Source organism: Adlercreutzia sp. ZJ473, assembly GCF_013185065.1.
GTDB lineage: Bacteria > Actinomycetota > Coriobacteriia > Coriobacteriales > Eggerthellaceae > CAAEEV01.
On record NZ_JAAVTO010000038.1, the window covers coordinates 15,333 to 29,377 of the forward strand.

At 68.0% G+C, this 14,045-nt stretch carries 13 protein-coding genes; 9 read left to right on the top strand and 4 right to left on the bottom strand.

From position 1 onward, the window contains the following. The first annotated feature begins 300 nt into the window (after nt 1-300). From HRL41_RS08195 to HRL41_RS08205, 3 genes are all read left to right on the top strand, one after another. A complete protein-coding gene (locus HRL41_RS08195) occupies nt 301-1,731 on the top strand; it encodes a sodium:alanine symporter family protein (RefSeq protein ID WP_172136344.1) in 1,431 nt (476 codons plus the stop codon). A gap of 261 nt (nt 1,732-1,992) precedes the next feature. Further along, nucleotides 1,993-2,211: a type II toxin-antitoxin system Phd/YefM family antitoxin gene (locus HRL41_RS08200; RefSeq protein ID WP_172136345.1), complete on the top strand. Its 219-nt coding sequence runs from the start codon at nt 1,993-1,995 to the stop codon at nt 2,209-2,211. Then, complete coding sequence (locus tag HRL41_RS08205) at nt 2,208-2,603, top strand: type II toxin-antitoxin system death-on-curing family toxin (RefSeq protein WP_172136346.1); 396 nt, start codon at nt 2,208-2,210, stop codon at nt 2,601-2,603. The genes HRL41_RS08200 and HRL41_RS08205 overlap by 4 nt, the downstream gene beginning before the upstream one ends. A gap of 91 nt (nt 2,604-2,694) precedes the next feature. On the opposite strand, the gene HRL41_RS08210 is transcribed toward HRL41_RS08205, so the two are convergent. The 4 genes from HRL41_RS08210 to HRL41_RS08225 all read right to left on the bottom strand — a co-directional run bounded on the left by HRL41_RS08210 (nt 2,695) and on the right by HRL41_RS08225 (nt 8,004). Beyond that, nucleotides 2,695-3,303 carry a molecular chaperone gene (locus HRL41_RS08210; protein ID WP_172136347.1) on the bottom strand — a complete coding sequence of 203 codons (609 nt, stop codon included), beginning with the start codon at nt 3,301-3,303 and terminating at the stop codon, nt 2,695-2,697. A gap of 105 nt (nt 3,304-3,408) precedes the next feature. Continuing rightward, entirely contained in the window at nt 3,409-4,599 is a 1,191-nt protein-coding gene (gene nrfD, locus HRL41_RS08215) for an NrfD/PsrC family molybdoenzyme membrane anchor subunit (RefSeq protein ID WP_172136348.1), read from the bottom strand. A gap of 9 nt (nt 4,600-4,608) precedes the next feature. Then, a complete protein-coding gene (locus HRL41_RS08220; RefSeq protein ID WP_172136349.1) occupies nt 4,609-5,232 on the bottom strand; it encodes a 4Fe-4S dicluster domain-containing protein in 624 nt (207 codons plus the stop codon). Nucleotides 5,233-5,253: 21 nt separating this feature from the next. Next, a complete protein-coding gene (locus HRL41_RS08225; protein WP_371808822.1) occupies nt 5,254-8,004 on the bottom strand; it encodes a molybdopterin-dependent oxidoreductase in 2,751 nt (916 codons plus the stop codon). A gap of 90 nt (nt 8,005-8,094) precedes the next feature. Here HRL41_RS08225 and HRL41_RS12155 point away from each other — a divergent pair, with 90 nt between their 5' ends. From HRL41_RS12155 to HRL41_RS08255, 6 genes are all read left to right on the top strand, one after another. Next, entirely contained in the window at nt 8,095-8,337 is a 243-nt protein-coding gene (locus HRL41_RS12155; RefSeq protein ID WP_253904787.1) for a response regulator transcription factor, read from the top strand. 110 nt (nt 8,338-8,447) lie between these two features. Beyond that, on the top strand, nt 8,448-9,941 hold the full coding sequence (locus HRL41_RS08235) for an aminoacetone oxidase family FAD-binding enzyme (protein WP_253904788.1): 1,494 nt from the start codon (nt 8,448-8,450) through the stop codon (nt 9,939-9,941). Continuing rightward, nucleotides 9,938-11,617: an NAD(P)/FAD-dependent oxidoreductase gene (locus HRL41_RS08240; RefSeq protein ID WP_172136352.1), complete on the top strand. Its 1,680-nt coding sequence runs from the start codon at nt 9,938-9,940 to the stop codon at nt 11,615-11,617. Before HRL41_RS08235 ends, HRL41_RS08240 begins: the two co-directional genes overlap by 4 nt. Next, nucleotides 11,610-12,032 carry an MGMT family protein gene (locus HRL41_RS08245; RefSeq protein WP_172136353.1) on the top strand — a complete coding sequence of 141 codons (423 nt, stop codon included), beginning with the start codon at nt 11,610-11,612 and terminating at the stop codon, nt 12,030-12,032. Before HRL41_RS08240 ends, HRL41_RS08245 begins: the two co-directional genes overlap by 8 nt. Before the next feature lie 229 nt (nt 12,033-12,261). Continuing rightward, nucleotides 12,262-12,861 (top strand): L-threonylcarbamoyladenylate synthase, encoded by a 600-nt coding sequence (locus tag HRL41_RS08250; protein WP_172136354.1) that lies wholly within the window; start codon nt 12,262-12,264, stop codon nt 12,859-12,861. Nucleotides 12,862-13,004: 143 nt separating this feature from the next. After that, on the top strand, nt 13,005-13,967 hold the full coding sequence (locus HRL41_RS08255) for an alpha/beta fold hydrolase (protein ID WP_172136355.1): 963 nt from the start codon (nt 13,005-13,007) through the stop codon (nt 13,965-13,967). The last annotated feature ends 78 nt before the right edge of the window (nt 13,968-14,045 follow it).

The following is a 14,045-nucleotide window of genomic DNA, read 5'->3' on the forward strand; positions in this document are numbered from 1 at the left end:
ACGCTTGCGCCCGCGCAGCTTCGCATGCCTTCCCTTCCGCCTGCCGCTTGCCGGCGGCCGCCTTGCCACGCGGCGGCGCGTGCTCCCCGTTCGCTGACAGTTTTCAGTTTGTTAACAAATCGAGCGTTCGCTTCTGCCTATAATGCAGCTGCTTTAGCGCGTTAAAGTGCTTCTGCCGAAACGGCTTTCGCCGCACCCCGCAGGTCATCCCATCGGTTGTCCCGTCGAGCAAAACCCCTTTCGACACAAGCTCTCTCGCGTCACGGGAAACGGTTCACCACACAAGGGAAAAGAGACGTTATGGAAGCGGTAATCGACGTCATCAATGCGGTTGACAGCTTCGTCTGGGGCATTCCGATGCTGGTCCTCCTTCTGGGCTCGCACATCTTCATGACCTTCAGGACGGGCTTCATCCAGCGCAAGCTGCCGACGGCCATCAAGCTGTCGATCACCAAGGACCCGGACGCTCCGGGTGACATCAGCCAGTTCGGCGCGCTGTGCACGGCGCTGTCGGCCACCATCGGCACGGGCAACATCGTGGGCGTGGGCACGGCCATCATCGCGGGCGGCCCGGGCGCGGTGCTGTGGATGTGGCTCACCGGCGTGTTCGGCATCGCCACCAAGTACTCCGAGACGTTCGCCGCGGTGAAGTACCGCGTGAAGGACCACAACGGCAACATGCTCGGCGGCGCCATGTACGCGTGGAAGCGCGCCTTCAAGAAGGACGACGGCACCACCCCGTGGTGGGCGATGCTCGGCGCGGGCGCGTTCGCGGCGTTCGCCGCCATCGCCTCGTTCGGCATCGGCTCGGCGGTGCAGTCCTCCGCCATGACCGAGGTCATCACCACGAACCTGCCGGGCATCCCCACCTGGGGCATCGGCCTGGCCATCGTGATCATGGTGGCGGCCGTCATCTTCGGCGGCGTGAAGGTGATCTCGCGCGTGTGCGAGAAGCTCGTGCCGTTCATGGCGCTGGCCTACGCGTGGGGCTGCGTCATGATCCTCGGCATGAACTGGGAGTACGTCTGGCCGGCGCTGTGCCTGATCGTCGAGTGCGCCTTCACGCCGAAGGCGGCGTTCGGCGGCGCCCTGGGGAGCGGCCTCATGCTGGCGCTGCAGTTCGGCTGCGCGCGCGGCCTGTTCTCCAACGAGTCCGGCCTCGGCTCGGCGCCCATCGTGGCGTCCGCCGCCTCCACGCGCAACCCGGCGCGCCAGGCGCTCGTCTCCATGACGGGCACCTTCTGGGACACCGTGGTCATCTGCCTGCTCACGGGCCTCGTGCTCGTGTCCACCATGCTCGGAAACGCCGACCTGCAGGCGCAGATCGCGGCGGGCTCCATCACCGCCGGCGCGCAGCTCACGAGCGCCGCGTTCGCCGAGATCCCCTACATCGGCACGCCGATCCTCGTGTTCGGCATGATCCTGTTCGCGTACTCCACCATCCTGGGCTGGAGCTACTACGGCAACCGCTGCGTCACCTACCTGTTCGGCAAGAAGGCCATCCGCCCCTACCAGGTGCTCTACGTGATCGTGGCGTTTCTGGGCGCCATCGGCATCGGCGACGTGGTCTGGACCATCTCCGACATCACCAACGCGCTCATGGCCGTGCCCAACATCATCATGGTGCTGCTGCTCTCCGGCCTGATCGCGCGCGAGACGCGCCACTACGTCTACGAGGGCAACCTCGCCGAGCTCGACGAGACCCCGATCCCCCAGCTCGAGAGCAAGTAGGGAAGGGCGGCGCGCCCCGCATCCGCGTCCGCAAGGCGGCCCCGGGAAGCCGGGGCCGCCTTCTTTCGTTGGCGGCGGAGGCGCAGGCCGGCGCGCGGGGCGCGGCGTTGCCTTTGGCGCTCGGGATGGCACGGGGGCGACGGCCTGCTTCAACGGATGCGATTCCTGGGCGCATTCCGTCTGACGCAAACTGCTCATTGAGCCGCGGGCCTGAAGTGGCTAGAATTCTAGCCAAGTCGAATTCGAGGCAACGGAGGCGTCATGGCCATCACGATAGGTCTTGCCGAGGCAAAGGACAACTTTTCGCGCGTAACTGCCGAGGTAAACAGAACGGGTCGCCCGGTGACGGTTCTGAAGAACAACAAGCCGTGGGTGACGATCAGCCCCGCAGCCGCACGTGATTCCTCTATGGAAGCCGTGGACGTGGCGATAGACTTCATGGACGAGTACGCCGACGTGTTCAGGGAGCTCGCGAAGTGAGCGGGCTTGCGAGGCCGCTGGGCAAGGAGGCAGTGCTCTTCATCCACTCCGCCGCCATCGCCAAGTTCGGCGGTCTTGACGGCGTGCGTGACGAGGGGCTGCTGGAATCAGCTTTGGCCCAGCCGTTCCAGACGTTCGGCGGAGAGGAGCTCTATCCCGCATTGGCCCAGAAGGCCGCGCGGTACGCATACGGGATAGCATCAGGCCATCCCTTCTTTGACGGCAACAAGCGCACGGCGGCTGCCGTGATGGGCGCGTTCCTGAGGTTGAACGGGTGCTGCTTCAGGCCGAGGCACGATGAGCTGCTGGCGATCATGATGGGCGTGGCTGACGGAAGCGTTTCGTGCCAGGAGCTTTCCGAATGGATCCAGTCGGTGTTGAGAGAAGGCTGAGCGCCTCCGCAGCTCCAGGCGTGTGGTCTGCGCCAGAGAGCATGCGAAAGCGCTTCGTCGACGGCGTATGCCTGACAAGAGGCTTGCAACCTCAAGAGCTGAGGCTCGTCAGGAGGTCTGCGATGGCTCGGTAGTAGCCGGTCTGGGCGCTCCGCCTCATCGCCTCGCCGTAGCTTGCCATCCATCTGCCCAGATGCTCGTCGAAAAAGCGATCCTTGATCGCGGCGATGGCGCGGGCCGCGTCCTCGTCCTCTTCCAGCGTAGCCTCGATCTCCCGGTCGACGCAGAACTTCATGAAAGACAGCTCCATGCCGATCTGGTCGGAGGCTTCGCAGTACTTTCCGCTCGGCGCAAACCCGGCTTCGATGAACAGGCGGTTCAGGCTTTGGACGACGTCGCTCTCTGGTTCGTTTGCGTAAAGCGACTCGTACGGTGGGTTGATGCATTGGGCGTCTACGTGGCGGATCAGCTTCGCACGGTCTGTCCCCAGCTCCCGAAGCACCTCGTCATCGGTTTTGCCCTGGATGCTTTGGGCATAGGCCGCAAGCTCAAGGGCGCCTGGCTCGTTTGAGGACGCGGCAAAGGCAAAGGGAAGGTCTCGCAGGTTCCTCACGAGCTGTTTGTCGGGTAGCAGAAGGAACGCCGAGGCGAGAAATCCCAGCGACAAGCTTTCCTGCTTGAGGGCATCGACGCAGTTCATGGTTTTTTCCTGTTCTAGTCGAATGGGGGGAGGGGTTTTCGCAGGGTGCGGGACGTGGGCTGGCGGCCCTGAGTCCCGCACCCTGCAAGGCGTTGCTGACGGGAGCTACTGCGTGTTCGCTTCTGCGCGCGCCCCTAAGAGCTTGTTGCAAAGCACCAGGAACACCAGCGTGAACAAAGCGACGATGCCGATGGTCACTAGGATCTCGAAGACGCTCGGTGCATAGAAGCCGGCCAGCCCGCCCATGCTTGCGGCGTCGCCAGCATGAAGCCAGCCGGGCACCACGGGCGAGTTTTCGGCGTAGGGAGCGGCAAATCCCGAGAACAGCAGCCATACACGCTTGCATAGCACACCCAGCACCACCAATGCGGAGGAGACGACCACCAGTGTGGTGTTCTCACGATTCTTGGCGAACACCAGAATGCAGAAGGGGATCAAAAGCCCGCCGATCGCCTCAAGCCAGAAGTACGGAGCGGCGGCGCCGGTGAGAATCACGCTGAGCGCCTCGGCCTCGGCTGCGCCCGGGTAACCCATGGTGAGCAGCTCGCAGGCGATCAGAAACGCGTCGACTGCGATGAAGGTGGCAAGCAGCCCGGCAAGGCTCTTGATGAGCTCTCTGCCTGCGGTGAACCACCCCAGCGCCTCAAGGCACACCAGGCCCAAGATGAGCAGCGCCAAGCCGGAGTCGCACGCGCTCACCACGAAGATGGGCGCCATGATGGCGGTATACCAGGTGCGGGCTACCTGCAGGCTGAATATCCAGGCGGTCACCGAGTGCACGAGGATAGCCACGGGGAGCGCGATGCGCGAGAGGATGCTCACCTTGCGCTCGTCGCCTCGCACCAGCAGGACAATGTCGATGATGTTGATCACCAGATAGGTGAAGATAACGATCACGTCCCAGGTCAGCGGTGAAACGGGGTTCGGGCCAGTGAACAGGCGCCACATGTTGGCAGGGTTGCGCAAGTCCACGATGATGAACCCCAGTGCAGCGCAGATGCACACGGTAGACATGATGACGGCAGGCAGCGCAACCTTCTTGAACGGCTCGATGTTGAACACGTGCGCCGAGGAGGCCACGATGAGTCCGCCTGCGGACAGGCCGACAAAGGTCATGAACACGGTGATGTAGATGCCCCAAGGGCTGACGTTGGACACGCCGCCTACCTCCAGGCCTGCCGCTAGCGAGTAGAACCAGCAGCCCAAGCCTATGGCCGTGAGCACCGCCAGCACGATGATAAGCGCGCGGGGCAGGGGCTTATGCGCGCCTGCGGCGCTTGTCTTGACGTTCGACATTTCTCCTCCTTACTCTTCCAAGCCGGCGTAGTACAGGGCGGGCTTGGTGCCGTAGCTCTCTAGCAGAGGGCGCGCGCCCAGCTCGCGGATCTTCTTGCTGACGGTGCTGTCCGGATCGTCCAGGTCTCCGAAGTAGCGGGACTCCGTGATGCAGGTCTGCACGCATGCGGGCCGCTTGCCCTCGCTGACGCGATCGCGGCACAGCACGCACTTCTCGACAACGCCACGCGGGTGTTTGCTCGCGTGAGCTGTCTCGAAGGGCGTCTGCTCGAAGCCCTTGAAGTAGGTGTTGGTGGCTGGGTCGTCCCAGTTGCAAGAACGCGCCTCGTAGGGGCAGGCGGCCATGCAGTTGCGGCAGCCGATGCATCGGTCGTAGTCAATCTGCACGTTTCGGTTCTCGTCGTAGTGGCTGGCGCCGGTGGGGCAGGCGCGCACGCACGGCGCGTTCTCGCAGTGCTGGCAGCTCACGGGCAGCACGCGCTTTTTCGCATGAGGGTATGTGCCCTCCTCGTCGTAGATGACCTTGCACCAGTACATCTCGGCGGGGGTTCCATTCTGGATCTTGCAGGCCACTGCGCAGGCTGCACACCCCACGCAGGTGTTCAAGTCAATGAGCATGCCGTAATGGGCCATGCTGCATCCTCCTCCTTTTCCTTATCCCTTGTAGACCTTGACGCGGGCGGTGCTGTCGAAGGCTCCATCAATGGGATCGATGTATCCGACGTTTCCGCAGAGCAGCTCGTTGAAGAACGTATCCTCCATCAAATCGTCGCCTAGCTGCGGCGAGCGACGTCCGGTGGTGCCGCCGATGCAGACGGTGGACGGCTCTACGCGTTCGGTCACGTAGAGCACGCCCTTGGTCTTGCCGAACTGGGATTCCACGACGACCTGCTCGCCATGGGAGAGGCCCTTGGCACGTGCCGTCGCGCTGTTCATGAGCACGGCGTTGAATTCGGGGTCAAACTTCTTCGAGAAGTCGCGGGTGATGGGGTTTTGGTCCATGGAGCCCATGCGGAACAGGAAGAACGGCTTCTTGAACGTCGTTGCGCGCAGGTCGTACTCGGCTGGCGCGTTGAAGGTCGGCCGCAGGTCGTCGGAGGGGTAGTACGGGAGGGCCGTGTAGCGGCGCCTCAGCTCGTCGATGTCGACGCCCACGAACTCGAAGGGGTCACGTCCGGTGGCCTTGATCTTCGGGATGAGCCAGTCGCCTACCTTCTTCTGCTGCATCAGGTAGAGGGAGAAGCGCGTCTTCTTGTCGCGGTTGGACGAGTAGTAGGCCGCCTCGTTCTTGTAGGGCAGGATGGGGTAGATGGCATGGCTGGGATCGTCGAAGTACTCCAATCCGATGCCACCCGTCTTCGCCTTCATGCACCTGTCCCACATGTCCATCATGTCGTAGCGGGTGTTCGGGTCGAGCTCGTAAGGGGTTTTCGCCATGCCCATGCCCTTGGGCACGCCGATGCAGCCGCCCTTGTTGGCCACGTTGTTGAGCACGTGGATGAGGTCGGCGCGCTCGAATATGTCGAGGAGGATCTCGTTGCCCTCGCGCGTGTTGTACAGTTCGCCTACGCCGTGCTTCATGACGATGCCGGGGGCGTTCATGAGGAAGTCCTTGTCATCCTTGATGGTGCCTGACGTCTCGATGCCAGGGAACTTGTAGACGGTGGTCACTTCGAGCGCTGCGCTTTCAGGCAGCAGCAGGTCCGACATGAGCGCCATCTCGTCCATGTGGTAGCAGGCGTGGTAGATGACGTAGGGCACCTTGCTGATGGCCTCGATGGCGATGCTGGGCTCGGTGTTCGAGATGATGGGGTTGCAGCCCGAAGAGAATATGAGCGAAGGTTTGTAATCGAAGCCGTAGTGCTCGGGGTCGCACATGACTCGCATCATCATGGAGTTGATGGAGTGGCGATGGGGCATAAACTCCTTCAGCTCCATGTTGGTGGGCGGGTAGCTGAATGACTTGGGGAATGCCGCCTCGTTGAAAGGCTCCATGACGCCGTCGGCATCCGGCTTGTAGGTGGGCGCGTTGGACCCCTGAACGCCGCCTGGGTATCCGACGTTGCCCAGCAGGATGTTGATGAGGCGGGCGTTCATGTCAATGAGCGTGCCGTCGGTGTGGTTGGTGACGCCGCGGCCGATGAACAGGCATGACGGACGATAGGGTATCTCCTCTCCGTCGATGACGATCGTTTGGCCGAAGCAGGCGTTGTCGCAGAGCTCCTGCGCGATGCCGCGGATGCGCTCGGCTGGGATGCCGTTCTGCTCGCTGGCCCAGTCGGCGTTGAAGTCTGCGAGAGCGTCTTTGAAGAGCATGAACCCGGTGGGGTAGGTTTTTCCCTCGTATGAGAACTCACCTTCGAGCTGGGGATTGGCCAGGGTGGGGTCGTCGAATGCCTTGAGGGTTCCGTCGGCGTCGACGAGCAGGGGCTTTCCGTCCTTGTTGCGCAGGTAGTCCCCGCCGTTGTCCTCGTCGATGAGATAGGGTGCGTTCGTGCGATTGCTGACGAAGTCCTTGTCGAAGGAGTCCAGCTCGAAGAGCATGGTGTGCATGAGCCCGTAGATGAACGACAGGTCGGCGCCGGGGATGATGGGGACCCACTCGCCCGCGCTGGCGTCCATGCCGCAGTACGGGGCTACGGTCACCACTTTCATGCCGCCCTTGAGCGCACGCGCCGATGCGCGGCCGTCTCCGTTTGCCGAACCCAGGTCTCCTCCCATGCCCTTGCCCAATGCCACGACGTACTTGGTGTACTGGGAATCGTAGTTGACTGTGGGGAACGCGCGCATGGTATAGCAGGCACCGTAGTGGACCGAGCACATCTGCCCCTTGCCGGAAGACTCGTTCGGGGAGCCAAACTCCAGGCACCACTCGCCATGGCCGAACGTCGCGTGAGATGACTCATAGGCCGAGAAGCCATAGAAGTGCACCAGCTCGCGCGGGTCGCGGTCGTAGACTTCCCGCAGCTTCTCGGCTGCGATGCCGATGGCCTCGTCCCAGGTGATCTCGACCCAGCCGGGATCGACGTCCATCCCCTTCTCGGGGTTGGTGCGCTTCATGGGCGCCTTGATGCGGTAAGGGTTGTACATGTTCATGATGGCGCCCTTGCCACGTGGGCAGAGCGTTCCCTTGTTGCTGGGTCGCGCAGGGTCGCCTTCGATGCTGACGACCACGCCGTCCTTGACCGTGGTGATGTTGCCGCAGGAGCCGCGTTCCATGCACATGGCGCAATAGCCGTGATACTCTCCGTCCTTCGCGTCAAGTTTTCCGGCGGCGGATGCTGGCTCGCACCATGCTTCCTGGGGCAGTGCTCCCAGATGTGCGCCGGCTGCTGCTGCTACGGCCATGGCGGCGGCGCTAGCAACGAAGCCCCTTCTTGTGATACTGTTTTCCTTCAGTCCCACAATGCCTCCTTTTCCCTCGTCTTCAAGCAAGATCGGCGCGGCGACGCACGTCTGACGTGGGCGGCTTCTCCGGTAGAGGATCCTTCGACGATGCAGTCCGAGGGGGATGCGGAAGACCCCGTTGCGTTGGCGGCCGAGCGCTACGGATTGTCAAAGCGCGAGACGGAGGTGTTTGAGATGCTGGCCCGGGGGCGCAACGCAAAGTACATCGGGGAACGGCTCTACATATCGGAACATACGGTGCGCAGCCACATCTACCGCATCTACCAGAAGATGGACGTCCACTCGCAACAGGAGCTGCTGGATGCCATTGATAACGAGAAGCGGCTCTGAGGCGCAGATTGACAGCGGGCTGAGTGCTCGCGCGCGCGGCTGCGAGCGTGGAGTCGGAGGATCTGGTCGTGGGCGCGCGGGGCGCGGGGCGTTGCCTTATAATGGCACTCATGACAACTCTTGCGATCATAGGCGGCGGGGCCGCCGGGCTGGCGGCCGCCGTGGCGGCTGCGGAGGACGTGCGCGCGCATGGCGGCGCGAACGCGGGCTCGGGCGCGCATGGGAGCGGCGGCGCGAACGCAGGCGCGCCCGCGGCCTTGACGCCAAGCGCGAGCGCGAGCTCGCCGGACGCAGGCGTGCGCGTGGCGGTGCTCGAGGCCGACGAGCGGGTGGGGCGCTCCATCCTCGCCACGGGCAACGGGCGCTGCAACTTCTCCAACGCGCGCATCGACCCGAAGCTCTACCGCAACGCGAAGTTCGTCGAGGCCGTGCTCGGCAACGCCGAGGCGCTCGCCTGCGGCCGGGAGCCCTCGCGCCGGGCGCGCTTCTCCCCCGGCCCGGGCGCCGCCGTGCTCGACTTCTTCGCCGCGCACGGCCTCATGTGGCGCGAGGAGTCGGAGGGGCGGCTGTACCCGCAGGCCAACAAGGCGTCCGCCGTGCTCGACGTGCTGCGCGCCGCGGCTGCGGCGGCGGGCGTCGAGGTGCGCTGCGACGCCCGCGTCGACGTGGTGGAGCCGCCGCGCGCGCCGGGCAAGCCCTTCACGCTGCGCCTGCGCGACGGCGCGTTCTTCCGCGCGGACGCGGTGGTGGTGGCCTGCGGCGGGCGCGTGGCGCATGAGATGCTGCCCGACGCGCTCGCGTTCCGCGCGCAACGCCCGGTGCTCGGGCCGATCGCTACCGAGACGCGCCTCGTGCGCCAGCTCGACAACATCCGCGTGCGCGGCGCGCTCGAGCTGTGGCGCGCCGGCGAGCTTCTGCGGCGCGAGCCGGGCGAGGTGATGTTCCGCAAGTACGGCGTGTCGGGCATCGCGGCGTTCAACCTGTCGCGCCACGCGCGCCCGGGCGACGAGCTTGCGGTGGACTTCCTGCCCCGCGTCGAGCTCGCGAGCGCGCCCGGCTTCCTCGCGCGCCGCCGCGCACAGCTCGTCTCGATCTTCGGCGATGCGCTCACCTGCGAGGACTTCCTGCGCGGCATGGTGCTGCCGCAGGTGGCCCACGTGCTGCTGGAGAGCCTCGGGCACGAGGACGACACCCTGCTCGCCAGCGCCTCCCTCGACGACCTCGCGCGCGTGCTCAAGCGCTTCACGCTGGCGGTCGAGGGGCCGGGTGACGCGCGCCAGTGCCAGGTGACGCGCGGCGGCTTCGACGTGGCGGGCTTCGACGTGCGCACGCTCGAGGCGCGCGCGGTGCCGGGGCTCTACGCGGCGGGCGAGGCGCTCGACGTGGACGCGCCCTGCGGCGGCTACAACCTGCACTGGGCGTGGGCGAGCGGCCTGCTCGCGGGCCGCAGCGCCGTGCGCGCGCTCGGCGCTGCGCAGAACGCGCGGGCGGCAGGGGTTGCGGAGGCGGCGCGGTGCGCGCAGGACGCGGAAGGCGCGGAGGCGGCGCGGGACTCGCGAAACGCGCAGAATGCGCAGGGCGCGGAAGGCGTGGTGCGCGCATGACGCGGTGCGTGGAGGCGTCGAACGTCCCGGTGTCGCTTGACGCCCTGCTGCCTGATCGCGCGAGCCTTCTGCGCCGGGAGGTCGCCGCGGCGCTCGGCGTCGCGCCTGACGCGGTCGGGGACGTGCGCCTGCTTCGGCGCAGCGTCGACGCGCGCAGGAAGAGAAGCGTCCACTTCGTGGTGACCTGCGCCGTCGAGGTGCCGGACGCCGTCTCGCCGCGCCCCGCCAAGGGCGTGAGCGTGAAGCCCCACGTGCCGCCCGAGCCCCTGCGCGTGCCGGACTGCGCCGCCGCGTTCGCCGAGGCGGGCGAGATGCGGCCCGTCGTGGTGGGCACGGGCCCCGCGGGCCTGTTCTGCGCGCTCTACCTCGCGCGCGCCGGCCTGCGTCCGCTCGTGGTCGAGCGCGGCGCCGCGGTCGAGGAGCGCCTCGCCGCCATCGAGGCGTTCGCGGCGGGCGGCGAGCTCGACGTGGCGGCGAACGTCCAGTTCGGCGAAGGCGGCGCGGGCACGTTCTCCGACGGGAAGCTCACCACGGGGACGAGAAGCCCCCACATCCGCCACGTGCTCGAGGCGTTCGCCGAGGCCGGCGCGCCGCGCGACATCCTCGTGGCGGCCAAGCCCCACATCGGCACCGACAAGCTCGCGGGCGTGGTGCGCAACCTACGCGAGCGCGTCATCGCCGAAGGCGGGGAGGTGCGCTTCCTCACCCAGCTTGACGGCATCGACGTCATGGGCGGGCGCGTGGCCGCGGTGCGCCTGCGCGACGTGCGCACGGGCGCGGTGCGCGTCGAGCCCGCCTGCCGCCTCGTGCTGGCCTGCGGGCACTCCGCGCGCGACACCTACGAGATGCTGCGACGGGCCGGCGCGGCGCTCGAGCGCAAGCCCTTCGCCGTCGGCGTGCGCATCGAGCACCCGCAGGGGCTCGTCGACCAGGCGCAGCACGGCGCGGCGGCGGGCCATCCGGCGCTCGGCGCGGCCGACTACAAGCTCGCGGCGCACACGAAGGCGGGCCGCGGCGTGTACACGTTCTGCATGTGCCCCGGCGGCGAGGTGGTGGCCGCGGCGAGCGAGGAGGGCGGCGTGTGCGTGAACGGCATGAGCCGCTTCGCGCGCGACGGCGCCAACGCCAACAGCGCGCTGCTCGTGGGCATCGAGCCCGACGACTTCCCCGGCGAGGACGTGCTCGCCGGCGTGGCGTTCCAGCGCCAGGTCGAGCGCGCGGCGTTCGGGCTGGGAAGCGCCGGCGGGCGGGCGCCCTACACGGCGCCCGCGCAGACGGTCGGCGACTTCTTGGCGAACGAGAGCGGGCACGAGAGCACGCTCGTGCGCCCGAGCTACCCGCGCGGCGTGGCGTGGGCCGACCTGCGCGCGTGCCTGCCGCCGCTCGTCACCGACGCCCTGGCCGAGGGGCTGCCCGCGCTCGACGCCAAGCTGCGCGGGTTCGCGCACCCGCAGGCCGTGATGACGGGCGTCGAGGCGCGCAGCTCGGCCCCCGTGCGCATCCTGCGCGGCGACGACCTCCAGTCGAAGACGATCGCCGGCCTCTACCCCTGCGGCGAGGGCGCGGGCTACGCCGGCGGCATCATGAGCGCCGCCACGGACGGCCTGCGCGTGGCGGAGGCGATCTGCGCGGACTTCTCCGCATGCGCGCACGCGGGGGAGGCGCCTCGTGGCTGAGTTCTCGGACCAGGTGTTTGACCAGGTGCGGCGCATACCGCGCGGCAAGGTGGCCACCTACGGGCAGATCGCGCGGCTCGTCGGGCGCCCGCGCTCGGCGCGCTACGTGGGCTTCGCCCTGCGCGCCAACCCCGCCCCCGGCTCGGACGCCGCCTCCATCCCGTGCCACCGCGTGGTGTTCAAGGACGGCAGCCTGTGCCGCGGCTTCGCCTTCGGCGGCCCCGAGGTGCAGCGCGCGATGCTCGAGGAGGAGGGCGTCGCCTTCGCCGACGGGGAGCACGTCGACATGGGCGCCTGCCAGTGGGATACCGCCGAGGCGGCCGGGGGCGCGCCTCTCGCGGGCGCCTCCGGCGAGGCGGTCCCCACCGCCCCGCCTCCCGGGTTCGACTGGTCGCGCGAGCTCGGCGAGCTCTGAGCGGCAAGGCGCAGCCCTCCAGCCGCGAGCAGCCGGGCACCCAATCGCCCGAAGGGGGAGGACGCGGCTGAAGCGGGGTCGAGCCATGTGCGGCGCCGTCGCGCAGCGTTCCGCCCGCGCCTTGCGCGCTCCCGTCTGATGAAAGCGGGCCCGCGGTTCCATCGCGGGCCCGCTTTGCCTTATACTGGCGGATAACGGCTCAGCATTCGAAGGCAGAAGGAGAGGCGCCGTGAACCATCCCGCCACCGCCGCCGAGGCCGTTGCCGCCCTCGAGCGCGGCGAGGCCGTGATCTTTCCCACCGACACCGTCTACGGCGTGGGCGTGTCGGTCCGCCATGCGGAAAGCCCCGAGAAGCTCTACCAGCTCAAGCAGCGCGACGCCCGCAAGCCCGTCGCCTGGCTCGTGGGGTCAGCCGGCGACCTGGCGCGCTTCGGCGAGGACGTCCCGGCGCTCGCCTCCGCGCTCGCGCGGGCGTTCTGGCCCGGCCCGCTCACGCTCATCGTGCGCGCGAGCGAGAGCGTGCCGCGCGCGTTCTGCTCGGCGGCGGGCACCGTCGGGCTGCGCATGCCGGACAGCGCCACGGCGCTCGGGCTTCTGCGCCTCGTGGGCGCGCCCCTGGCCACCACCTCGGCGAACCCGTCCGGCGCGCCCGCGCCGCGCTGCTTCGCCGACGTCGACGCCGCCTTCGCCGCGCAGGTCGGCTGCGTGGTCGTCGACGACGCGCCGCGAAGCGGCGTGGCCTCCACCATCCTCGACTGCACGGGCGACCATCCCCTCCTCGTGCGCGAGGGAGGGATCACCGTCGCCGACATGCGGGCGGTGGGCTAGGCGCCGGCGCGCCCGGAGCCGCCTGGCGGGCTGGGCGCTGGAGCGTCCGCGCGCGACGCGGCGCGACCTTGCGGCCCGCATGCTGACGCAGGCATGCCGCGCAGGCACGCGCGCGGCTTTGACGAGACGCGAAAGGAGGGCTCATGCTCTACCCCGTGGAGCGCACTGCGCTGGGATTCTCATCCGCTGACGGGAAAAGCCAGATCAAGGGTCTGCTGTGGCGCCCGGCGGGCGCCGCGCCGAACGTGCGCGGCATCGTGCAGATCGTGCACGGCATGTCCGAGCACGCGGGCCGCTACGACGCGTTCGCGCGCGAGCTGGCCGCGCACGGCTACGTGGCGTGCGCGCACGACCACATCGGCCACGGCAAGAGCGTCACGGACCCCGAGGACTGGGGCCACATGCCCGCGCGCGGGGGCGCCGAGGTGCTCGTGGAGGACGTCGACGCGCTCAGGCGCCTGGTGAGCGCCCGCTTCGCGCGCAGCGTCCCGTACTTCGTGTTCGGTCACTCCATGGGCAGCTTCGTCACGCGCGTCTACCTCACGCGCCACGCCGAGGGGCTCGCGGGCGCCATCCTGTGCGGCACGGGGAACAAGCCGCGCGCGGTGTCGAAGGCGGGCAACGTGATCGCGCGCACGATCGCGCGGGTGTCGGGCGAGCGCGCGGCGAGCCCCTTTCTGCGCTCGGTGGCCGACGGGGCCTACTCCCGCGCCGTGGAGGACGCGCGCACGCCGTTCGACTGGCTGTCGGCGAACGAGGCCAACGTCGACGCGTTCATCGCCGACGAGCTGTGCGGGCGCCCGTTCACGGCGGGCGGCTACGCCGCGCTCACCGCGCTCACCTACGACGCGGCGCGCCTCGACCTCGCGGCGAAGATACCGCCTGACCTGCCGATCCTGTTCATCGCGGGCTCGCATGACCCCGTCGGCGACAACGGGGAGGGCGTGCGCGCCTCCGCCGAGATCATGCGCGCCGCCGGCGTGGAGTCGGTCGAGGTGGTGCTCTACCAGGGCATGCGCCACGAGATCCTGAACGAGGACGGGCGCGAGCGCGTGTACGCCGACGTGCTCACCTGGCTCGAGGCCCACCGCGCCCCCGCCGCGTAGGCGCCCCGCGCGCCGCTGACACGCCCGCCTCGCACGCGCGTCGTCCCGCGAGCCCGCCGCCGCCCGCTGCGCCCCTCC